Origin of the sequence: Pedobacter nototheniae (assembly GCF_032678625.1) — a bacterium.
Taxonomy (GTDB): Bacteria; Bacteroidota; Bacteroidia; order Sphingobacteriales; family Sphingobacteriaceae; genus Pedobacter; species Pedobacter nototheniae_A.
In genome coordinates, this window is record NZ_JAVTSO010000006.1 from 65,673 (window position 1) to 88,614 (window position 22,942).

Genomic DNA, 22,942 nt, shown 5'->3' on the forward strand with positions numbered 1-22,942 from the left:
GCTTATACATACTTAAAGAGGAGTGCCAAAAGGTACTCCTCTTTTTTTATTAGTTTAATTTTCGGGTAACGGTATAAGGGGCTAACGCAATTAAACATTAATTCTTTTTTACTCTTTTCAAGATCATTAAGCTTAAAGGGTTCATTGGGTAACCGCTGATGTTATTTTGAAGCATTACCACAGACTGATCGTAAAAAATAGGTACAACTGGTGAGTAATCCATTACCATCTGGTCCATTTGACGATAAAGTTTAAAGCGTTTTTCATTATCGGGTTCATAATAGCTTTGCTCAAATAATTGATCAAATGCCTTATTGTAAAAGGCTGTATAATTTGGCCCGTATGGTACTTTGTTTTTGGAGTAAAACATAGATAAATAATTCTCACCATCGGCATAATCAGCAATCCATGAGCCACGGAAAAAGTTTACATTATTTTTGGCCATCAATTCTCTTAAACTTGCACTTGGGCTTACATCTATTTTAGTTTTTATTCCAATGGCACTTAATTCTCCCTGGATAAATTCTATCAGGTCTTTATAAGTAGTTGTGGTGTTTAAAGTAATTTCCTTTAATCCTTTCCCTTCCGGAAACCCCGCTTCAATTAATAACTTAGCTGCAAGTTTTGGATTGTAAGAATAACCATGCACTGCAACACTATCGAAACCGGGCATTCCTTTGGGGATAAAACCCGATGTTGCTGGTATGCCGATTCCATTACGCAGGTATTTAATTAATTTATCACGATCTATAGCGTAATTAATGGCCTGTCTAACTTTTTTAACTTTTAAAGGTGAGTTTTTAACAATCGCTAAAGAAGTATCAACCAAAATTCCTACATATTCGGTACATAAATAGGCTCCTTTTTTTAACTGGAATTTCCCTTTATATTTGCTCGTCATTTTTCCGCTTTTGGTCAAAATATCGTCGCGGTAACTGCCATCCACACTATAATAAAAATCAAGGTCCTTTTTTAAAAAACTCATAAAACCACTTTGCTTATCAGTTATAAAGCTGGCTTTTAATGCATCAATATAGGGCAATTGTACGCCATTGCTATCTTTTTCCCAGTAATGATTGTTTTTTAAAAGAACCAAAATTTCGCCTTCTTTCCAGTATTTAAAACTAAAAGGGCCAGTACCCACCGGGTGGCTCCTAAAATCCTTTCCATAATGTTCAACCACTTCTTTAGGTACTACAGAGCAATATTGTGAAGTTAATAAACTCATTAAAGGAGGGAAAGGCCTGATCAGTTTAATCTGAAAGGTAGAATCATTAAGGGCTACAAAATTATTTTGGTCTTTAACTTTATCACTAAAAATCCAACCACCGGATGAGGCTACTTTAGAATCTATTAAACGATAAAAACTATAGGCAAAATCGGCAGCAACCACTTTTCTCCCCTTGCCACTCTTAAAAATCGGATCGTCATGAAAGTACACATCGTTGCGCAAATTAAAAGTATAAGTAAGCGCATCAGCAGAAATTTGCCACGAGCTGGCGATGCAGGGAACAGTTTTTAAAGTAGAATCTATTTGTACCAGGCCATTAAATATCTGGTTGGTCATCCATATGGCATTCTGATTTCTTGCAAAGGCAGGATCTAATGAAGTTAAACCCTGATCGAGGTTAATATTAAAGACTTTTTTATTCTGGTCTGCAGATTTTTCCTGACAAGAAATGAAAATAATGCTGTAAAAAATCCAAAATATATACTTAAATGAGCCTCGCATGAATAAAGGAATGTTATTTTTGCACAAATTAATAAATTTAATGCAGATGTCTTTTTTAAACGATTTATTTATTGGCCTTGATGCCGTTAAACAGGAAGAACTACAGGAACGTTTGGATATTGTAGAGCATAAAATTAAGTTTATGGATAAAATACCGGTAGCCTGTTTAGATTTAAGCAATAACCCGAGTTATTTTTTATCAGAAGAAATTGCACAGGCTGGCGGTATGATTGAATCGGATGTTATGAGCGCTGTTTACGTGGTGTATTATCAACCTGGCAAAACCCTTACCGATTTAATGAGAGAAGTGCCGGCAATGCTGGATGCCGATTGGCAATCGGTACAAAACAACAGGATTGTGCTGTTAAATGATGATGTAAACCGTGAGCGTTCTGCAGAAAATGTAGTGTCGCTGATAGAAGATTTTGCTGAAATGTTGCATCCAGGTTCATTCATTTTTGGGCATGAAGGCGATAAATGGATCAGGTTTGGAGCCTGATACTTTGAAATTGCAGCGTTAGGGTTATGTTTCTAATCCATCATAATTCAAAACTAAACTAATTGCAATAGACTCATTCAGAATATTTTAATAATTATGAAAAAACTTCTTACTTTATTTTTGTTTGCTGTCTTAAGCCTTTTGGTAAAAGCACAGGGTGTTCCGGCTTTAACAGCAGATGTTGCCGAAAAGCTATCTAAAATGCCGTTGGGATGTATCGGTCAGGAATTTCCAAATAAAACTTCCCATGTGGCCAATACTGCGGTTGATGGTCGTTTATTGCCAAGCGAATTGCATCCGGCTTTTTATGGTTGTTTGGATTGGCACAGTTCTGTACATGGGCATTGGATGTTATTGCGTTTGCTAAAAACAGTTCCGGATTTAAAGAATAAACAAGAAATTATCGCGCAGCTAAATAAAACTTTTACGCCGGAAAAAATGCTTGCCGAAGCAGAATATTTTAGCAAATACCAGGTGGCTAATACTTATGAGCGTACTTATGGTTGGGCCTGGTTATTAAAGCTCGACCAGGAATTATACACCTGGGATAATCCGGATGCTAAAAAATGGTACACCGCCTTGCAACCGCTAACACAACAAATTTTAAAGCTTTGGAAAACTTATTTGCCAAAACAAACTTATCCTAACCGAACCGGGGTACATCCAAACACGGCATTTGGGCTGGTTTTTGCTTTAGATTGGGCACGCACTTTTAAGGATACAGCTTTTGAAAAACAAATTGACGATAAGGCTAAGGCATTTTACCTGGATAATACAGTTACTCCGGCTTATCTGGAGCCTGATGGTTCAGACTTCTTTTCTCCGAGTTTGGAAATTGCTGATTTAATGAGACGGGTTTTGCCCAATACACAGTTTGTGCAATGGTTAAACAAATTTTACGAAGAAAAAAGCATTAAGCGCATCAGTGAGTTGCCCGTAATTAGTGACATTAATGATTATCAAGGGGTGCACCTGGTTGGATTATCGTTTACACGTGCATGGTGTATGAAAGGGATTGCAAAAGAATTGCCTAAAAACCATAAATGGAAAAAGCATTTCGAAACGACAGCCAATCGTTTTTTGGCAAATGCCTTACCGCTTGTTTTTGCTGGAAATTATGGCGGCGATCATTGGTTGGCCTCTTTTGCAGTTTATGCTTTAGAAAAGTAGAACAACAAGCTTTATTGTTTTACAGTATCTGAGGTTTTATAAACCTGATGGTCGTGGAAATCCTTTTTAACGTTATCGAAACTGTAAATTTAGCAATGTTTGGAGATGTTAAAAAGATTGGAGCAAACAGCAGGAAGAGCTTTGAAATAAAATGTTGGTTTTGCTTTTCAAATTACTTTAATTCTGTTTCTGGCTATATTATGTTTTTATTTAAGCTTTTGACTTTAGGCTTTTACCTCAAAACTTTATAAACTTATCAATCTGTTCGTTGGTAAACTTAATGGTATCTTCTTTAATTAAATTTCCATCAGCATCCAGTTCCATTTTAATGTTTGGGATATGTAAACGTAAAGGAAGAATGTTGAGGTGGATATAATGGCAAACGCCAGTAAAATGATCTACGCCACGGATATTTCCATATTTTCCTGATGAAATGCCTACTAAAGCAGCTTTTTTATCGTAAAAACTTTCCGGGAAATTACTGGCATCAATCAATACCTTTAATACACCGGGATAACTTCCGTTGTACTCAGGCATAATAAAAATAAATTTTTCGGTTGTGGTAATCAGGTCCTGTATTTTTTGAAATGCGACAGATCTTTTACCATACATATCGGTATTTAACACATCAGCCGGCAGGTGTTCCAAGCTAAAAATGCCAGCTTCAACGCCCTTTGTTTTAAGCTGATTCTGATAATATTTAGCAACTTTAAGCGTATTGCTATTGGATCGGTTTGTGGCGGCTATAATTGTAATCATGTATAATTGTTAATAAGATGTTCAAAACGCAGGCAGGCTTATTGCTAAAATTGCCATATAGTTTGTATCTTAGCTGATTGTGAAAAAGGGCGTAAACAGCACAAAAATAGAACTTTTTGCTGATTAAATCGCATTAAATAATACAGCCCAAATAAACGTTAAGTAAATTTCGGATAGATAAATGAGCAAAATTATTGCATTAGCAAATCAAAAAGGTGGCGTTGGTAAAACAACCTCATCTATTAACCTGGCTGCGAGTTTAGCCGTATTAGAGTATAAAACTTTACTGGTAGATGCTGATCCTCAGGCAAATTCAACTTCAGGTATTGGTTTTGATCCCCGGAATATAAAAGACAGCATTTACGAGTGCATCATTAACGATATTGATCCTGCACAGGCCATTCAGAAAACGGATACTCCAAACCTGGACTTGCTGCCTGCACATATTGATTTAGTAGGGGCCGAAATTGAGATGATTAACCTGAATAACCGTGAGTATAAAATGAAAGCGGTTTTGGAGAAAATTAAAGATCAGTACGATTTTATAATCATCGATTGCTCTCCATCATTAGGTTTAATTACCATTAATGCTTTAACCGCTGCCGACTCAGTAATTATTCCGGTTCAATGTGAGTATTTTGCACTGGAAGGTTTGGGTAAACTGTTAAATACAATTAAAATTGTACAAAACCGTTTAAACCCTGAGTTAGAGATTGAAGGGATTTTATTAACCATGTACGATGTGCGTTTACGTTTATCAAACCAGGTGGTAGAAGAAGTTAAAACACATTTCCACGAGTTGGTTTTTGAAACCATTATTCAGCGTAATACGCGTTTAAGTGAAGCCCCAAGTTATGGTGTTTCTGTAATTATGCATGATGCAAACTGTAAGGGTGCTATTAATTACTTAAACCTTGCCCGTGAAATTGTAAAGAAAAACGGCTTGTTAAAAGAAGAAGAAAACATAGATACAGCAACTTTATAAATTATAGATGACATCTTTTCAGCGAAAAACAGGTTTAGGAAGAGGGTTAAGTGCGCTTTTAGATGATAGCGAATCTTCTCATCCGCCGAAACAGAGTGTAAACCCTGTAAGTGAGACCGAGCAGGTTGGTACCATCAGTCATGTAAATTTAACAGAAGTAGAAACCAATCCATATCAGCCGCGTACAGAATTTGATCAGGTTGCTTTAAATGAGCTGGCCGATTCCATTAAAGTACAAGGTTTAATACAACCCATTACCGTTAGAAAACTTTCTGCAAATAAGTACCAGCTTATTTCAGGCGAACGGAGGTTCAGGGCTTCTAAACTGGCCGGCTTAACGCAAATACCAGCGTACATACGCAGTGCCAACGATCAGCAAATGCTGGAAATGGCGCTGATTGAAAATATCCAGCGTGAAAACCTGAATGCGATTGAAGTTGCATTAAGTTTTCAAAGAATGATTGATGAAGTTGGCTTAAAACAAGAACAACTGGGCGAGCGTGTTGGTAAAAACCGCACAACAGTAACCAATTATTTGCGTTTACTGAAACTTCCGCCTGCAATTCAGGCTTCCATCCGCGATCAGAAAATATCAATGGGCCATGCACGTGCGCTCATTAATGTTGATGGAGTAGATAAGCAATTGTTTATCCACCAGGAAATATTAGAAAAAGGCCTTTCGGTGCGTAAAGTAGAAGAACTGGTGCGTAACCTGCATCATGTTCCATTAAAAGAGAGCGAAAAACCAAAAGAAAAAGTAGTTTCTTTTCAGTATAAAAAATTGCAGGATGATCTGGCATCTAAATTTGCCACCCGCGTAAAATTAAAAGTAGGTCAGAATGGAAAAGGAGCAATTGAAATTCCTTTTATGAGCGATGACGATCTAAACAGAATCTTAGAATTATTAGATTGGTAATGCGAAAAAGTAGGCTGATTATACTGGTTTCTTTGTTTACTTTTTTTCTTGTAAATCTGGCAGGTGCACAGGTTAAAGACAGTGTGTTAAAACCTGTGGATACTTTAAATTTAAAAACAAAGGCAGTTAAGCCAATAGCCAAAGATACCGTCAAAAAAAAGAGCCTAAAAGACAGTTATGTAAACCCTGGTAAAGTTGCCGGGCGCAAAGCTGTATTTAAATCTTTATTGCTGCCGGGTTTAGGACAGGTTTATAACATACAGTTGCTTAACGATGGATATGGAGAGAGGGCCGGTAAAAATCAAACTTTTCAGAAAATATACACCATTGGAAAAATTGCAGCCATTTACACCGGTTTTACGGTACTTACACTCTCTTATATAGATAACAGCAATAACTATAAAATCTTTTTAGCCGAGGCACAGTATAGAGAGGCCAGAACGCAGGGCAATACAACTTTGGAGCCTAATCCTGCTTTAGCCAGGTACTCTGATTCGGGTATTCTTACCGCAAAAAGTACTTACAAACGTAACCAGCAAATTGTATTATTCTCTTACGGTTTAATTTATTTTGCCAATGTGGTAGATGCGTACGTGGCAGCACGTTTGCATTTTTTTAATATAGACGATAAGCTTACTTTTAAAGTTGTTCCAACAGTAATTAATAACAATAGTATGTATAGTTTTAACACGGCAACACCGGCATTAAAACTATCTCTTACCTTTTAATTGAAATATGAAAATTGCGCTTTTAGGCTACGGAAAAATGGGCCAGATTATTGAGAAATTTGCTTTAGAGCGTGGCCACGAAGTTGTTTTGAAAATATCTTCCAAAGATACCTTAACACGCCAGGATTTAAAAACAGCTGATGTAGCAATAGATTTTAGCACGCCTGATGCTGTAATGCAAAATATTGATACCTGCTTTGATGCTGATGTTCCGGTGGTAGTAGGCACAACAGGCTGGTATGGAAAACTGCAGGAAGTAAAAAATGAATGCGATTTAGGTAACAATACCTTACTTTATGGCTCTAATTTTAGTATTGGCGTAAATTTATTTTTTAAGCTAAATAAAACTTTAGCTAAACTGATGAATAATTACCCGGCTTACGAAGTACAGGTAGAAGAAATACACCATACCCAAAAACTCGATTCGCCAAGCGGTACAGCCATTACAATAGCCGAAGGCATAGTAGAAAGTCTGGAAAGAAAAACAGAATGGTTAAATGAAGTAGTTGGAACTGATGTGGAAGTTTTTCCAACAGCAGATCAGTTGCTGATAGAATCTCATAGAATAGAAAATATACCGGGTACACATACTGTAATTTACAGTAGTGAGGTTGATGATATTGAAATTAAACATACCGCGCACAATAGGGCAGGTTTTGCTTTAGGAGCTGTTGTAGCAGCAGAATGGTTGCAAAATAAAAAGGGTTTTTTCAATATAACTGATATATTTGAATAGAACCGCCAAAGTATATTCAAAAGAATAGCTTTGTAGTTATAACATTGCAGATAATAGTTAACCGATTATATAAAATAACCTGTTAATCTTTTAAAATAAATTATGAATTATAAATTCTGGCAGAAAAAAAATGATGCCAATAAAAAGAAAAAAACTAAAACCCGCGAGTGGGTAGATGCGATTGTTTTTGCTGTAATTGCAGCAACCATCATCAGGGTATTTTTTATAGAAGCTTATACCATACCTTCGGGTTCAATGGAAAGATCGCTATTGGTAGGCGATTTTCTTTTTGTAAGTAAAGTAAATTACGGCGCAAGGATACCGATGACGCCTGTTGCTTTTCCTTTTGCCCACCACACAATGCCAATTACCGGAACAAAAGCTTATTGGGATGGTGTACAATGGAAATACCACCGTTTACCAGGTTTATCGGATATTAAAAGAAACGATGTAGTGGTGTTTAACTTTCCTGAAGGCGATACGGTTGCACTCGAAAACCAAAATCCAAGTTATTATGATTTGGTTCGCAACTCTGACTGGAAAACCGTTAACAGTCAATACACCATAACCAGCAGACCGGTTGATAAACGTGAAAATTATATTAAACGTTGTATTGGTATTGGTGGAGACGTGGTAAGCATGACTAACGGAATAGTAAGCATTAATGGTAAAGCCGAGCCTTTAAAAAGTACGGGTATGATGCCTTATAAAGTAGAATTTAAAACCAGCGATGTTAATTTCTCGGTTTTTAATGATATTGGACTGAAAATTTCTGATATACAACAAACTTCAAACCCAATGGTTTATGTGGTGAATGCATCCTCAGAAATGGCGGATGACATCCGGAAATTTGATTTTGTAAAATCCATTAATATGGCTGCAGAACCTGCCGGTGAAGATGGTGGTTTGTTCCCGCATGATCCTAACCGTAAATGGAATGTAGATAATTTCGGGCCAGTTAAAATTCCGGCAAAAGGAATGACGGTTCAGCTTGATAGCACAAGTATGCCAATATATTACAGGGCAATAAGAACCTACGAAGGAAATAAAGTAGAGAAAAAAGGCAACGAATGGTATATCAACGATAAACCAGCAACAGCTTATACTTTTAAAATGAATTATTACTGGATGATGGGCGATAACCGCCACAATTCTGCCGATTCACGTTATTGGGGCTTTGTACCAGAAGATCATGTGGTGGGTAAAGCTTTATTTATCTGGATGAGCTGGGACAGTGATGCCTCATTCATTCATAAAATCAGGTGGAGCCGGTTGTTTAGAGGCATTCATTAAAGGAAATTTAAATTGTCAAATAAAAGAGCGGAAGATTTTAAAATCTTCCGCTCTTTTTGTTTTAGGCCATTGCATTCAAATAATATTCAACTGCCTGATTGTAACAATCTAAAGGTTCGTTTATCTAAAAACATGAACTCGAAAACATCCCCTTTTACAGGGTAAAGACAAATTTAATTATCGAGCTCAGGTTAAAAATATATTGCAACCAACTGATCTTTAACTAAAACAGCATTTATAAATGATGAACTGGAAATTCTGGCAGAAAAATGGAGCGGTAAATAAGAAGAAAAAAACTAAAACAAGAGAATGGTTTGATGCCATTGTTTTTGCTGTAATTGCGGCAACTCTAATCCGTGTATTTTTTATAGAAGCCTACACCATACCTTCCGGTTCAATGGAGAAATCTTTATTAATTGGTGATTTCCTTTTTGTGAGTAAAGTGAATTATGGAGCAAGAATACCGATGACACCAGTTGCTTTTCCTTTTGCCCATCATACCATGCCCTTAACCGGAACAAAAGCTTATTGGGATGGGGTACAATGGAAATACCATCGTTTGCCAGGTTTAGCAGATATTAAAAGAAACGATGTTGTTGTTTTTAACTTGCCGGTTGGAGATACCGTTGCGCTTGAAAACCAGGATCCCAGTTACTACAGTTTGGTTCGTCAATCTGATTGGAAAACCGTAAACAGCCAATACACCATTACCAGCCGACCGGTTGATAAACGGGAGAATATTATTAAAAGATGTATTGGAATATCGGGCGATGTAGTGAGTATGGAAAATGGAATTGTTAGCATAAATGGCAAAACTGAACCTTTAAAAAACACCAGACAGATGCCCTATAAAATTCAGGTTAAAACCACCGATGTTAATTTTGACGTGTTTACAGAATTGGGTTTTACCGTTAGTGAAATGCAGCAGCTCAGTGCAGATACCTATTTAGCCAATGCTACTCCGGAAATGATCGAAAAAGTGAAAAAATTGGATTTTATAAAAACTGTTGTCTTAGATGTCAAATCCCCGGCAGTAGATGATGGCGATCTTTTCCCTTTGGATCCAAACCGTAAATGGAATGTAGATAATTTCGGGCCAGTTAAAATTCCGGCAAAGGGCTGGACAGTGCAACTTGACAGCAATACAATGCCCCTTTATTACAGGGCAATAAGAACGTACGAAGGAAATAAAGTAGAGAAAAAAGGAAACGAATGGTATATCAACGATAAACAGGCAACATCTTATACTTTTAAAATGAATTATTACTGGATGATGGGCGATAACCGGCATAACTCTACCGATTCTCGTTATTGGGGCTTTGTTCCTGAAGATCATATTGTGGGGAAAGCGCTTTTTATTTGGATGAGCTGGGATAGTAAAGCTTCATTTTTCCACAAAATAAGGTGGAACAGATTATTAAAAGGAATTAATTAATAATTAAAAACCCAGTAAGAAACGACTTGCATTTTTATGTAAGTCGTTTTTTTATAGATAATTAATCTTTTTAATTTTTTTAAAAAGATATTAATTGTTTTGTATTTTTTTATTAAGTTTGTTTAAAACCAAATAAAATGTCAGCAATAATTGAAAAAGGACAACGCTTAAAAGCCGACATCATTAAGCTTTTGTATTACAAAAAAGTATTATCGTTAACAGATTTAAGTAAGCTTACCCAAAAAAGCTTACCGTTAATTACTTCTACTGTAAATGGATTGGTTGAAGAAGGCCAGATTATTGAGCAGGGTTTGGCGCCATCAACCGGAGGGCGCAGGCCTATTATGTTTCTTTTAAATCCAAATTATAAAAAATATATTGTAGCTGTGGCAATGGATCAGTTCATTACCCGCCTTACTATTTATGATTTATCCAACAAAAAAGTTCTCCCAACCCAGTTGGTTGATTTAGATATGTCTGCCGCCGATAGCCCCGATGAATTAATTGAATTTATAAACAAATGCATTTCAAAATCCAATATAAATAGGAGCGATTTATTAGGGGTGGGAATAGGAATGCCAGGTTTTGTAAATGCAGAAAAAGGCATGAATTACTCTTTCATGCATATTCAAGATGGATCAAGTTTACAGAATTACCTCTCACGAAATTTAAATCTATCTGTTTTTCTTGATAACGATTCCAGTTTAATTGCTTTAGCCGAATTAAATTTTGGTCAGGCGATTGATTTAAAAGATGTTTTGGTCGTTAACATTGGTTGGGGAACAGGTTTGGGCATGATTGTTAATGGTCAGCTTTACCGTGGAAGCAGTGGTTATGCAGGTGAATTTAGCCATATCCCCTTATCAAATTCAGATGCTTTGTGCTCTTGTGGCAAACGTGGTTGCCTTGAAGTAGAAACCTCTCTTTTAGTTATGGTCCGTAAGGCAGAGAAAGCGGTAAATGATAATGCCGAAACAAGTATGAAAGCATTATTTGCTGATCAAAGTAAAAGCCATGCAGATCATTTTTTAGATGCAGTAGTTAATCAAGATCCGATAGCCATTTCAATCCTATCTGATGCTGCATTTCAAATTGGTAAAGGTTTGGCAACGCTAATTCATATTATGAATCCTGAACGAATTATTTTAAGTGGTCGAGGAGCGAAAGCAGGAAAAATGCTTTTACCGCCAATACAGCAAGCTATCAATGAATTTTGTATTCCAAGAGTAGCAGACCAAACCACTATAGTACTTTCCAAACTTGCTGAACAGGCAGAATTATTAGCCGCAGCGAGTTTACTCGTTGAGCATAGCCATTTTAACTAATAACCATACATGAACCTAAACCCTACTATATGACAAAATAAAGGACTCAACAAACAAAATACATCTATTAACAACCAACTACTAAATAACTATTACTAACTACAAAAAAATGAAAAAAATGTACTTAACGTGTTTAAGTACGCTATTGTTAACTATTTTTACAATAGCTGCTTATGCACAGAAAACTGTTACAGGAACAGTAAAAGATTCTGCGGGTACTCCCATTCCCGGTGTAAGTGTTCTCGAAAAGGGAACCCAAAATGGAACTTCTACCAATGCCGATGGTAAGTTTAGTCTTACCGTAAAAGAAGGTGCCAAACTAATTTTTAAATCTATCGGTTTTTTAAACCAGGAAGTTACCGCTTCATCCAATCAAACTATTGTTATGTTGGACGATACTAAAGCCTTAAACGAAGTTATTGTTACTGGATTTGGTGTCAAAAAAGATGTTAGAAAACTAAGTTATTCAGCAACAGCCGTTAGCGGAACAGAGTTGGCTGAAGCTAATTCTGCTAATGTTATTAATGCACTACAAGGAAAAGTAGCAGGTGTAATGATAAATCAGGGAGCCAGTGGCCCGCAATCATCTTCCAGAATCAGAATTAGAGGTAATGCCTCATTAGGAAATAATACGCAACCTTTAGTTGTTTTGGATGGTGTGCTTCTTGAGCAAGGTGTTTCTGGTGCAGATTCTTATGGGGATAATGCAGATTTCGGAAATATCATGAAGAATTTAAATTCTGATGATTTTGAAAATGTTACAGTATTAAAAGGTGCTGCTGCCTCAGCCTTATATGGCTCTAAGGCTCAAAATGGGGTTTTATTAATTTCTACTAAAAAAGGAAAGCAAACCAAAGGATTAGGCGTAAGTGTTTCCCAAACAACTTCTTTTGATGATGCTTATAAATTTGTGGATCTTCAGAATGAATACGGTGGTGGTATTTCTCCTGTTTTTGCTAAAGATGCAAATGGAGTAGATGTTGTTGATCCATCAGCGGGTTACTATGTAGGAGGATATTCTTTCGGTCCAAAACTGGATGGTAGAATGGTTAAAGATTTAGATGGTGTTATGAGGCCATGGGTAGCCAATAATCCTTTAGATTTCTTTCAGACAGGAAAATTTATAAATACAAACGTATCTGTTGAAGGTGCTTCAGAAAATACAACTTATAGATTATCTTATACTAATTTAAGCAATTCGAGCGTTTTACCAGGAAATAAGCTAACCAGGGATGCATTTGCATTACGCGCAACACAAAACATCTCAAAAACCATTTCAATTGATGCAAGTGTAAACTATAGTATTTCGAATTCACTTAATCCAGCAAGACAGGGCAGTGGAAATAATCCTCTTTTTGCTTTTACCTATTATCGGCCTCGTAATGTTGATCTTTTGACATATGTTAATAATAACATCAACCCTGTTACAGGTGGCGCATTAAATTCAAGTAATGCTTCATTATATGATCCATATGGTATCGGTGCAGTTGCTTATACACTGGATAATGATAACAGAACTCAAAAGGAAAATACTTTAATTGCAAACCTTGATCTGAATATAAAAATGACTCCCTGGTTATCAGGTTTATTGAGAACCAACACGAGTTATTATGGTACACAATACGAACGCAAAAATAGGGGAGCTGGTATTAGTTTTGCTGGTGGTAATTATGAAATTACCCAGTCTGTTAATAAATCATTTCGTATTCAGGGATTGTTAAATGCCACTAAAACCTTTGGTGAAGATTTCGAGTTAAATGCATCATTAGGTGGAGAAACTTATCAAAAAAATATTAATAACTCAGGGTTTTATAATACTTCTTATACAGATGGTGGTTTAAAAATCCCAGATGTATATTCAATTTCAAACTCAATTAATCCAGCCATTACAAAAGCCTATCCAAATCCAGGTAAACGTACTGATGCGATTTATTTATATGGTGATGTTACGTGGAAAAATATGCTAACATTAAATTTCAGTGCACGTAATGATTGGTCTTCTACGCTTACATACAGAGATGGATCAGGTGATTATTCTTATTTCTACCCGAGCATAGGGGCATCCTGGGTGTTTACTGAATTGCCAGCCTTAAAAAATCATGATTCAATTTTATCATTCGGTAAAATTAGAGCTGCTTATTCTTATACTGGTTTAGATGCTGATGCGCAGTACACCAATACAGCAGGTTATTATAATTTAAATGGATCTTTTAACAATGCAAACAATGGAAATCAATCCGTATATGGATTTTCTGACGCGATTTTAAAAAATGCAAATCTTAAGAACCAATTAACGAAAGAACTTGAGGTAGGAGCTGATATTAGGTTTTTCAAAAACCGATTAGGTTTCGATATGTCTTACTACAAAAGAAATTCTACGAATCAAATCTTAAGTTTTTCTTTACCAACAGAATCTGGAGTTACGTCCCAATCTTTAAATGCGGGAAATATTCAGAATCAAGGTATCGAAATTTTAGTAACAGGCAAGCCAATTGTTTCCAAAGATTTTAACTGGAACGCATCTCTTACTTTTACCCGAAATAGGAATAAAATTATTGAATTAGTGCCAGGTGTTGATACGTATGAATTGGATTACGCTTTTGGGAATGACATTGCTTCCGTTGCTAAAGTAGGGGGCTATTATGGTCAGTTAATTACGGGGTCAGCGTATTCTTATTATCAAAAGAAAGATGCAAGTGGCAATCCTATAGCAAGCCCAAGTAATGGCAAAAAAGTAATTGGTAATACAGGTTATGGAACCACTGGAGGCTATTATACTTATGTAAGATCTCAGGATTATGATGGGACAAAGAAAGATTTAGGTTCGATGATGGAAGATTTTCTTACCAGTACGAGACAAGAATTATCTTACAAGAATTTTTCCTTAGGTTTTCAAATCGATGCAAAAATTGGAGGTTTAATGGCTTCAGGAACTCACCAATATGGTTCAGCTAATGGTTCGTTTGCAAATTCATTATTCGGTAGAGACGCAGCTTCTGGAGGTGTAACCTATACCGATGTAAATGGCGTTGTACAGCATGATGGTATTATTCCAGACGGCGTATTAAATGATGGATTAAAATCAAACGGTGTGGATTTAGGTGGGATGACTTATGCTGATGCAGTTAAACAAGGCCTTTTAAAACCAATTCCGGCGTATGCATATTACGAAAATTTAAGTCAATGGTCTAGCGGGATTAGAGAATATTCAGTATTTGAAAATTCTTGGGTAGCTCTTCGTGAGGTTACAGTAGGATATACCGTACCAAGTAAATATTTAAGCAAATTAAAAATAAATACTTTGAGCTTAAATTTAACAGGAAGAAACATTGCTTACTTATATAAAACAGCTAAGGATGGTATAAACCCTGAAAGTATATTTAGCAATAGAGCTGGTGCCTTTGCTGAATACGGTGGCTGGCCTTTGGTAAGAAGCTTAGGTTTTAATATCAGAGCATCGTTTTAATTATTAAAAAATATAGATATGAAAACTATAAATAAATCAAAATATTTTTTCTTAATATCTACAGCCTTACTATTGATGGGCGGGTGTAAAAAAGAGAAATTTGTAGAAGCAAACTTAAATCCAGAAACTTTATATTCAATCAAACCTGAGGATCAGTTTTTAAAAGCGGCATCAGGCTCACAAGACGATTTTGAGTATTTCGCCGACGTTTACCGTGCGGCAAATCTTTGGATGCAATACAGTACTTTAGGTACAGGTAATGGATTAAATTTTAACAATGTAGGTTCGCAGTTTAATACCCGCTATGGTAAAATATTTTATGGCAGATTAGGGCCTGCGTTAATTGATGCTATAAAAAATATAGAATCAATGCCTGAGGCAGATAAAAATGCAAGGATACAGATGAAAGCAATTTCACAAATCTTATTGTCTTACTACGCATTTTATGTAAGTGATATTAACGGAAGTATACCTTATACCCAAGCCTTTCAAGTTAGATACGGAGGCACTAAAACTCCGGTTTATGATACACAACAAGCAATTTTTGCAAAAGTAGATGCAGAATTGAAAGCATCTGTTGCTACTTTGAAAAGTACACAGGCGGTAACCCAAATCAGTCTGGCTGGAAATGACCCATATTTTAATGGAGATGCTACACTTTGGGCTAAAGCAGCAAATGCTTTACGTTTAAAAATAGCAATGCGTTTAATGAAGGTTGATCCAGCTACCATGAAAACAATTGCAACTGAAGTATTAGCGGATCCATTACAAATGGCTGGCATTAATGATTCGTGGATGCTTAAAGTAGGTCCGTCATATGCTGATGGTACCGGAAATTGGAATCCTGGAAACTTTGCGGCTGGGAAACCAGTTTTAGACTTTTTAGTGGCTAAAGGCGACCCGCGATTAGCGATATACTATCGTCCTAATAAAGCTGGGAATTATGTAGGCAGTTTTACCAGTCCTGATGAAGCAAAATTACCAGCCAATGCACCGTTATATACTACAATAGATAATTTTTCACAATTACAGCATAGATTATTTACACCAAATTATAATGAAAATGATGGTTTGGGTGCTGGTAAAGGTAAAGGGTTTTTTCCCGTATTAACCTATGCCGAATATTGTTTTATACGTGCGGATCTTGCAGCACGTGGTGTTACAACCGATCTTGCAGAAACCTGGTATAAAAATGGCGTTTATGCATCCATTCAGTTTTATAGTGATAGAGCAGTTGATGCTAACGTATCAAACTTTACAGCAGTAACAACATCAAATATCGATACTTATTACAATATGACTGGTATAAAATATGATGCCGCTAAAGCAACAGATCAAATAGCTTGTCAGGCTTATTTAGATTTTTACAGACAACCACTTGAGGCATGGGCCTGGTGGAAAAGAACTGGTTTTCCTAATACCACCTCCGTTTTAGCATGGTCTGAATTAAAGGCAAATGGGTCAATTTTGCCTTTAGCCCGCAGGGCGGGTATAGAGGTGTTCAGTACTTCGAATTTAAATTATGTTAATCAACAATCTGCATTAGCAGACATGGCCAAAAATCCTGATTTTGGCAGTGGACCAAATGATGCTTTCGGTCGTGTTTGGTGGGATAAGAAATAATTATTATATTAAAAACCCCTAATTATTGTTAGGGGTTTTTTTAATCAAAAAACTTATGAAGCTATTTAATTTTTTTTTAGGATTAGGCTTTTTATTGGTTATAATTTTTACTCCTGCTATTTTAAAAGCGCAAGGGAATTTAATATCTCCTACAAAAATAAACGCAATTAATTTAATTGATTTAGGCAATAATGTAAATCACATTAGTTTAAATAAAACAACGATCATAATATTTTTGAGCCCAGAATGCCCGTTATGCAAAAATTATTTACCGGGCTTAATAAAACTTCAAAATTCTCATAAAGAAATTAATTTTTATGGGGTAGTTCCGGGCAAAAGTTATTCATTAAAGGAAATAAGCAAGCTTAAAAATGAATATAAAATTAATTTCGAATTGCTTACAGATCGTGATAAGAGACTTTCTAAGTATTTAAATGCAACCACTACGCCAGAGGTTTTTTTAATAAATAAAATGGGCGCTATAACTTATCAGGGACAAATTGATAATTGGGCATCTGCATTAGGGCAAAAGCGCCTTGTAATTACTGAAAAGTATCTTGAAGAGGCAATTAATGATTTGTTGAGTGGCAAACTATCCTTTAAAAAGACCATTCCTGTTGGTTGTTTAATTAATGATATATAAATGATGTTTAAATCTTTAATCTTACCAACAGTTATTACATTGATTATTGGTGTAAATACTGTAAATGCTCAAAAAATAACTTACTATAAAGATGTAGCACAAATTATTCAAAATAAGTGTCAACCTTGCCACAGACCTGGAGAGGCTGCTCCTTTTTCTCTTTTAAGCTATGAGGATGTTGCAAAACGAGGATCATTTATTAAAAAGGTAACTCAATCTGGCTATATGCCTCCATGGAAACCGGATAATCATTATAGAGACTTTAAAAACGACCGATCATTAACGGATGACGAAAAATTAATCATTGCAAAATGGGTTGATGCAAAAATGCCAATTGGCAATATAACAGATAGCAAAAAGAATTTAACTAAAAAATACATCGCAGGCACTCAATATTTTAGACAGCCTGATGCTGTTTTTAAAACAACTTCGGCATTTAAAGTTTTAGGAGACAATAAAGAAAGGTTTATTGTTTTTAAGATTCCTTTTGAGGTTGGAGCGGAGAAAAATGTTGAAGCCATCGAATTTTTTTCATCCAATAAGAAGATTGTTCACCATGCAAACTTTGCAATTCATCCTGTTGCTGAAGATATTGATATTAATCAGGGAGCGGAATATTTGAACCTAACCGATGATGATCGGACTAAATATTCCCAGTATTTTCCTTTTAAAAAAACAATGACTTATTATGGAGGATGGATTCCTGGAACATCATATGAGTCGTACCCTAATAACTTCGGTTGGATTTTACCTAAGCGGGGTGTAATTCTATTAACAATACATTTTGCACCTTCTGCAAAAGATGAGGAAATTATCTCAGGCGTAAATTTCTTTTTCAAGAAAACACCAATAGAAAGAAAGGTTGAAGTGATTAGCCTTGGATCTGCTGGCGTGGGTGAAAAATCTATCGATCCTTATTTTTACATTCCTGCTGGTTCGATAAGAAAATTTGAATTAAAAATTACGACACCGCAAGATCAATCACTTCTATATATATGGCCCCATATGCACTATATAGGTAAAATATTTAAATCTTATGCAGTTACCCCCCAAAAGGATACCATCCAATTGGTCTCAATTCCATCGTGGGATTTCAGATGGCAGGAAATCTATCAGTTTAAAAATTTGGTTAAAATTCCAAAGGGGTCAGTATTAACAATAGAAGGTACTTACGACAATACAAAAGAAAACCCAAATAATCCAAGTAATCCACCCCAAAATGTTTATTCGGCAAATGATATGAAATCTACTGATGAGATGATGACAATGCTACTTGTATTTTTACCTTATAAAGAAAATGATGAAAAAATAGAACTTAAATAAACTTCTATTAATTATAACCTTAGCTTTTTAGCCCGACTTAATAAACTAATATGAAAATAAAATATACCCTGACTATATGTTTAATTACGCTAATAAAATTTGTTAATGCCCAACAAAACGGTATTCACCAGCAATCAACTAAATATGAATGGCCTTCTGACCCACAGGTTAAAGAAAAACTCGACCAATGGCAGGATAAAAAATTTGGCATGATTATCCACTGGGGCCTGTATTCAGTTCCTGGAATTATGGAATCGTGGAATCTTTGTTCAGAAGATTGGATAGACCGCGACAGCACTATTGCTTACGAAGATTATAAAAAATGGTATTGGGGTTTAAGTAAAGATTTTAATCCTGTTAAGTTTAATCCCGAACAATGGGCAAAAGCAGGTAAAAATGCGGGAATGAAATACCTCGTTTTTACAACCAAACACCATGATGGTTTTGCTATGTTTGATACCAAAGAATCTGATTTTAGCATTGCCAAAGGACCTTTTGCGAATAATCCTAAAGCCGATGTTGCAAAATATGTTTTTGATGCTTTTAGAAAAGAAGGGTTCATGATTGGGGCATATTTTTCTAAACCCGATTGGCATTCGCAATACTACTGGTGGCAAAAATATGCAACAGCGGATAGAAACAACAACTACGATATTAGAAAAAACCCATGGCGCTGGAATAAATTTAAAGGTTTTGTTTACAATCAAATTGGAGAACTGATGCATAACTATGGGTCGGTAGATATTCTTTGGCTCGATGGCGGATGGGTTCGTCCTTTAGAAACCGTAAATGAAGAAGTGCTTTCCTGGGGTGCAAATATCCCAAAATGGAGCCAGGATATTGATATGCCGAAGATTGCACAAATGGCCCGACAAGCACAACCCGGATTATTAATGGTTGATAGAACGGTACATGGTCCTTATGAAAATTATCAGACACCTGAGCAGAAAATCCCCGAAAAACAACTGGATCATCCCTGGGAAAGTTGTATGACTTTAGGTAACAACTGGGGTTTTGTAGCCAACGAACCTTATAAACCGGCAAACGAAGTTATTCATAAACTCATAGAAATTGTAGCAAAAGGAGGCAGCTTACTTTTAGGCGTTGGACCAAAGCCGGATGGAACATTGCCCGATGAAGTAACCAACCGGTTGAATGAAATTGGTAAATGGACATCAATAAATGGTAAAGCCATATACAATACCCGCATTACCAAAAATTACAATAGCGGGCAAACCTGGTTTACGCAGAGTAGGGATGGGAAAGCAAAATATGCACTTTATTGTGTTAAAAAGGATGAAAAGCTAACTAAAACGATTACCTGGAGCGGAAATGCACCTAAAAAAGGTTCATCAGTTATTTTATTGTCAAGTGGTAAAAAATTAAAATGGAAAGTTTTAAACAACGATACAATTGTAGAGTTGCCTGCAAATGCAGCCAATGAGCGTATTGCTTTGGCTTTTCAGTTCGCAGCAGAATAAGAAAAATAATAATTATTCAAAATACTGTTTAATGATTTTTATGGAAAATCTTTAAGCAGTAATCATCCCTGAAATTAATGAAATTCAATCCAATCATTTTTATCCTGCTTTTATTGGTTGCTTTAAGTCATCCATCTTTTGCAAATGATGATGTAAAGAAAGGCAAACGTAAGCTAAATAGAAAAGAACAACGGGCCGATCCACTATATAAAAACCCGAAAGCACCTATTGATGCCCGGGTAAATGATTTATTGTCCAGGATGACACCGGAAGAAAAATTCTGGCAGTTGTTTATGATTCCCGGTGATTTAGAAGGTACGGACAAGAACAGGTATAAAAATGGGATTTTTGGTTTACAGGTTAGTGCAGTTGCTCAGGGCGGTGGTGGTGCAAACCAAATGCTAAGTTACAATACCCTGGAAAATGCCTACACCTTGGCTAAAAAAATCAATACTATACAACGTTATTTTGTTAAAGAAACCCGTTTAGGTATTCCGATGATTGCTTTTGATGAAGCTTTACATGGTCTTGTAAGACAGGGTGCAACTGCATTTCCGCAAGCCATTGGTTTGGCCGCAAGTTTTGATACGCTGATGATGGGGAAAGTTGCCGCAACAATAGCTAAAGAAACTAAGTTGAGAGGCATTCGTGATATTTTAACACCGGTCATAAACATTGCTTCGGATGTTCGCTGGGGCAGAACAGAAGAAACTTATGGCGAAGACCCTTTTCTAACTTCGCAAATGGGACTGGCTTTTGTTAAGGCTTTTGAAACTCAGAATATCATTACCACCCCTAAGCACTTTGTTGCTAATGTTGGCGATGGCGGTCGCGACAGTTATCCAATACATTTTAATGAACGCTTAATGGAAGAAATTTATTTCCCACCGTTTAAAGCAACCATACAACAAGGTAAAAGCAGGTCTTTAATGACGGCTTATAATTCGGTTGATGGCACCCCGGCAACTTCAAATTATAATCTTTTAACCCAAAAATTAAAAACAGACTGGGGTTTTAAAGGCTTCGTTATTTCTGATGCTGGCGCCGTTGGTGGTGCAAATGTTTTACATTATACGGCTAAAAATTATGCAGAAGCGACAACACAAGCCATTATTGGCGGCCTTGATGTGATTTTTCAAACAGAATTTGAACATTATAAATTATTTATCCCTCCATTTTTGGATGGCTCCATACCTCAAAAAAGAATCGATGATGCTGTAGCAAGGGTATTGAGGGCCAAATTTGAATTGGGTTTGTTCGAAAATCCATATGTATCAGAAAGTGAAGCGCAAAAATCAATAAAGGATAAAAGCCATAAAACTGTGGCTAAAGAGGCTGCATTAAAATCTTTTGTTTTGTTAAAGAATGAAAAATCAATACTGCCTTTTAAAGGTGTAAAAAACATTCTGCTGCTTGGCGAGGATGCTATAGAAGCCCGTTTGGGTGGTTATAGTGGCAGTGGCAATGGTAAAATCAATATACTGGATGGATTAAAGAAAAGAAGCGGCCAGGATGTGAATATTGTTTACAGTAAAGGCAGCACCAGAACCCCTGTTTTGTATGTGCCAATTGAGGAAGCATTTTTAAAATCAGGTACTTCTAAGGGGCTTTCAGCAGAGTATTTTGATAATCTTGAACTTTCTGGAAATCCTGTTTTAGCTAAGCTTGATAAGTCTGTAAATTTCATGTGGACACTCCATTCGCCTGACAAAAAATTGGCTAAAGATCAATACGCGGTCCGCTGGAAGGGAACAGTTTCTGCTCCTGAATCTGGAACTTATCAGATTGGTTTAGAAGGTAACGACGGTTATCGTTTATACCTCGACGGTAAATTGTTGATTGATCGATGGGAAAAAAGATCTTATCACACGCAATTAGTCCCATTCAGTTTTGTGGCTAATCAGGATTATAGTATTCAGATAGAATTTAAGGAGTCGAAAGGTAATGCTTATATTAAATTGATTTGGGACTATAAAACACCCGATACACGTAAAACTGAAATAGAGACAGCGGTTAAGCTTGCAAAAGATGCAGATGTAATTGTAGTTGCTGCAGGCATAAAAGAAGGCGAGTTTTTAGACCGGGCAATGTTAAATTTACCTGGTAGCCAGGAACAATTGATTAAAGAAATGGAAAATACCGGAAAACCTGTAGTTGTGGTTTTGGTGGGTGGCAGTGCCATTACGATGAATAATTGGTTTGATGAGGCTTCGGCAGTTTTAAATGTTTGGTACCCTGGCGAAGAAGGTGGCAATGCAGTTGCAGAAACTTTATTTGGTGATTATAACCCGGCCGGAAAATTGCCGGTTACTTACCCGGTACACGAATCTCAGCTGCCCTTGGTGTATAACCACAAACCCACCGGCCGCGGCGATGATTATAATAACCTGAGCGGAGAGGCACTTTTTCCTTTCGGTTTTGGTTTAAGTTATACCACATTCGACTATAAAGATTTAAAACTTTCTAAAATGCAGATCAATTCAGCCGAAAGTATTAAAGCTGATTTTACACTTCAAAATACTGGAAAATACGATGGAGAAGAAGTTGTTCAATTATACATTCGTGATATGATTTCAAGTGTAGCTCGACCTGTTTTAGAGCTAAAAGGATTTCAAAGGGTTAAATTAAAAGCTGGCGAAAGTAAACCGTTAAGTTTTACCATTACGCCGGACATGCTGCAAATGCTTAATGCAGAGATGAAAACAGTAATTGAGCCTGGTGATTTTAGAATTATGATTGGTTCTTCCAGCAAAGCACTACAACTTAAGGATACACTGACTGTAATAAAGTAATTTAGAATATTCGCATCAAGCTATATTGCCGCAGAT

At 36.3% G+C, this 22,942-nt stretch carries 17 protein-coding genes; 15 read left to right on the top strand and 2 right to left on the bottom strand.

Annotated features, from left to right (window positions below; all coding sequences use genetic code 11):
• Positions 1-97: 97 nt before the first annotated feature.
• The gene (locus R2Q77_RS16940; protein WP_316804910.1) at positions 98-1,732 is read right to left on the bottom strand and encodes an ABC transporter substrate-binding protein; all 1,635 of its coding nucleotides are present in this window, start codon (positions 1,730-1,732) and stop codon (positions 98-100) included.
• 46 nt (positions 1,733-1,778) lie between these two features.
• Between R2Q77_RS16940 and R2Q77_RS16945 the strand changes: the two genes are divergently transcribed.
• Together R2Q77_RS16945 and R2Q77_RS16950 are read left to right on the top strand one after the other, a co-directional pair.
• Positions 1,779-2,231, top strand: a complete 453-nt coding sequence (locus R2Q77_RS16945) for a hypothetical protein (protein WP_316804911.1) — start codon at positions 1,779-1,781, stop codon at positions 2,229-2,231.
• A 96-nt stretch (positions 2,232-2,327) separates the two neighbouring features.
• Entirely contained in the window at positions 2,328-3,401 is a 1,074-nt protein-coding gene (locus R2Q77_RS16950; protein ID WP_316804912.1) for a DUF2891 domain-containing protein, read from the top strand.
• 237 nt (positions 3,402-3,638) lie between these two features.
• On the opposite strand, the gene R2Q77_RS16955 is transcribed toward R2Q77_RS16950, so the two are convergent.
• Positions 3,639-4,160 (bottom strand): NAD(P)H-dependent oxidoreductase, encoded by a 522-nt coding sequence (locus R2Q77_RS16955; protein WP_316804913.1) that lies wholly within the window; start codon positions 4,158-4,160, stop codon positions 3,639-3,641.
• A gap of 181 nt (positions 4,161-4,341) precedes the next feature.
• Between R2Q77_RS16955 and R2Q77_RS16960 the strand changes: the two genes are divergently transcribed.
• The 13 genes from R2Q77_RS16960 to R2Q77_RS17020 all read left to right on the top strand — a co-directional run bounded on the left by R2Q77_RS16960 (position 4,342) and on the right by R2Q77_RS17020 (position 22,906).
• Positions 4,342-5,145 (top strand): AAA family ATPase, encoded by an 804-nt coding sequence (locus R2Q77_RS16960; protein ID WP_316804914.1) that lies wholly within the window; start codon positions 4,342-4,344, stop codon positions 5,143-5,145.
• A gap of 7 nt (positions 5,146-5,152) precedes the next feature.
• Positions 5,153-6,061, top strand: a complete 909-nt coding sequence (locus tag R2Q77_RS16965; RefSeq protein WP_316804915.1) for a ParB/RepB/Spo0J family partition protein — start codon at positions 5,153-5,155, stop codon at positions 6,059-6,061.
• Positions 6,061-6,789, top strand: a complete 729-nt coding sequence (locus R2Q77_RS16970) for a DUF5683 domain-containing protein (protein WP_316804916.1) — start codon at positions 6,061-6,063, stop codon at positions 6,787-6,789. Before R2Q77_RS16965 ends, R2Q77_RS16970 begins: the two co-directional genes overlap by 1 nt.
• Before the next feature lie 7 nt (positions 6,790-6,796).
• On the top strand, positions 6,797-7,525 hold the full coding sequence (gene dapB, locus R2Q77_RS16975; RefSeq protein WP_316804917.1) for a 4-hydroxy-tetrahydrodipicolinate reductase: 729 nt from the start codon (positions 6,797-6,799) through the stop codon (positions 7,523-7,525).
• Between the two features lie 102 nt (positions 7,526-7,627).
• The gene (gene lepB, locus R2Q77_RS16980; RefSeq protein WP_316804918.1) at positions 7,628-8,818 is read left to right on the top strand and encodes a signal peptidase I; all 1,191 of its coding nucleotides are present in this window, start codon (positions 7,628-7,630) and stop codon (positions 8,816-8,818) included.
• A gap of 244 nt (positions 8,819-9,062) precedes the next feature.
• Entirely contained in the window at positions 9,063-10,253 is a 1,191-nt protein-coding gene (lepB, locus tag R2Q77_RS16985) for a signal peptidase I (RefSeq protein WP_410479306.1), read from the top strand.
• 137 nt (positions 10,254-10,390) lie between these two features.
• Positions 10,391-11,578: an ROK family protein gene (locus tag R2Q77_RS16990; protein ID WP_316804920.1), complete on the top strand. Its 1,188-nt coding sequence runs from the start codon at positions 10,391-10,393 to the stop codon at positions 11,576-11,578.
• A 109-nt stretch (positions 11,579-11,687) separates the two neighbouring features.
• The gene (locus R2Q77_RS16995; RefSeq protein WP_316804921.1) at positions 11,688-15,044 is read left to right on the top strand and encodes a SusC/RagA family TonB-linked outer membrane protein; all 3,357 of its coding nucleotides are present in this window, start codon (positions 11,688-11,690) and stop codon (positions 15,042-15,044) included.
• Positions 15,045-15,062: 18 nt separating this feature from the next.
• The gene (locus R2Q77_RS17000) at positions 15,063-16,667 is read left to right on the top strand and encodes a SusD/RagB family nutrient-binding outer membrane lipoprotein (protein WP_316804922.1); all 1,605 of its coding nucleotides are present in this window, start codon (positions 15,063-15,065) and stop codon (positions 16,665-16,667) included.
• 25 nt (positions 16,668-16,692) lie between these two features.
• Positions 16,693-17,310: a redoxin domain-containing protein gene (locus R2Q77_RS17005; RefSeq protein ID WP_316804923.1), complete on the top strand. Its 618-nt coding sequence runs from the start codon at positions 16,693-16,695 to the stop codon at positions 17,308-17,310.
• Positions 17,311-18,633, top strand: coding sequence for a cytochrome c (locus tag R2Q77_RS17010; RefSeq protein WP_316804924.1), 1,323 nt, complete (start codon positions 17,311-17,313; stop codon positions 18,631-18,633).
• A 50-nt stretch (positions 18,634-18,683) separates the two neighbouring features.
• A complete protein-coding gene (locus R2Q77_RS17015) occupies positions 18,684-20,114 on the top strand; it encodes an alpha-L-fucosidase (RefSeq protein WP_316804925.1) in 1,431 nt (476 codons plus the stop codon).
• A gap of 77 nt (positions 20,115-20,191) precedes the next feature.
• A complete protein-coding gene (locus R2Q77_RS17020; RefSeq protein ID WP_316804926.1) occupies positions 20,192-22,906 on the top strand; it encodes a beta-glucosidase in 2,715 nt (904 codons plus the stop codon).
• The last annotated feature ends 36 nt before the right edge of the window (positions 22,907-22,942 follow it).

Excerpts from the sequence above, each read along its gene's own strand:
- R2Q77_RS16970 (WP_316804916.1), top strand. The coding sequence starts at position 6,061 with ATGCGAAAAAGTAGGCTGATTATACTGGTTTCTTTGTTTACTTTTTTT.
- R2Q77_RS17020 (WP_316804926.1), top strand. The coding sequence starts at position 20,192 with ATGAAATTCAATCCAATCATTTTTATCCTGCTTTTATTGGTTGCTTTA.
- R2Q77_RS16955 (WP_316804913.1), bottom strand. The coding sequence starts at position 4,160 with ATGATTACAATTATAGCCGCCACAAACCGATCCAATAGCAATACGCTT.
- dapB (WP_316804917.1), top strand. The coding sequence starts at position 6,797 with ATGAAAATTGCGCTTTTAGGCTACGGAAAAATGGGCCAGATTATTGAG.
- R2Q77_RS16965 (WP_316804915.1), top strand. The coding sequence starts at position 5,153 with ATGACATCTTTTCAGCGAAAAACAGGTTTAGGAAGAGGGTTAAGTGCG.
- lepB (WP_316804918.1), top strand. The coding sequence starts at position 7,628 with ATGAATTATAAATTCTGGCAGAAAAAAAATGATGCCAATAAAAAGAAA.
- R2Q77_RS16945 (WP_316804911.1), top strand. The coding sequence starts at position 1,779 with ATGTCTTTTTTAAACGATTTATTTATTGGCCTTGATGCCGTTAAACAG.
- R2Q77_RS16940 (WP_316804910.1), bottom strand. The coding sequence starts at position 1,732 with ATGCGAGGCTCATTTAAGTATATATTTTGGATTTTTTACAGCATTATT.
- lepB (WP_410479306.1), top strand. The coding sequence starts at position 9,063 with ATGAACTGGAAATTCTGGCAGAAAAATGGAGCGGTAAATAAGAAGAAA.
- R2Q77_RS17010 (WP_316804924.1), top strand. The coding sequence starts at position 17,311 with ATGATGTTTAAATCTTTAATCTTACCAACAGTTATTACATTGATTATT.
- R2Q77_RS17000 (WP_316804922.1), top strand. The coding sequence starts at position 15,063 with ATGAAAACTATAAATAAATCAAAATATTTTTTCTTAATATCTACAGCC.
- R2Q77_RS16960 (WP_316804914.1), top strand. The coding sequence starts at position 4,342 with ATGAGCAAAATTATTGCATTAGCAAATCAAAAAGGTGGCGTTGGTAAA.
- R2Q77_RS16950 (WP_316804912.1), top strand. The coding sequence starts at position 2,328 with ATGAAAAAACTTCTTACTTTATTTTTGTTTGCTGTCTTAAGCCTTTTG.
- R2Q77_RS16995 (WP_316804921.1), top strand. The coding sequence starts at position 11,688 with ATGAAAAAAATGTACTTAACGTGTTTAAGTACGCTATTGTTAACTATT.
- R2Q77_RS16990 (WP_316804920.1), top strand. The coding sequence starts at position 10,391 with ATGTCAGCAATAATTGAAAAAGGACAACGCTTAAAAGCCGACATCATT.
- R2Q77_RS17015 (WP_316804925.1), top strand. The coding sequence starts at position 18,684 with ATGAAAATAAAATATACCCTGACTATATGTTTAATTACGCTAATAAAA.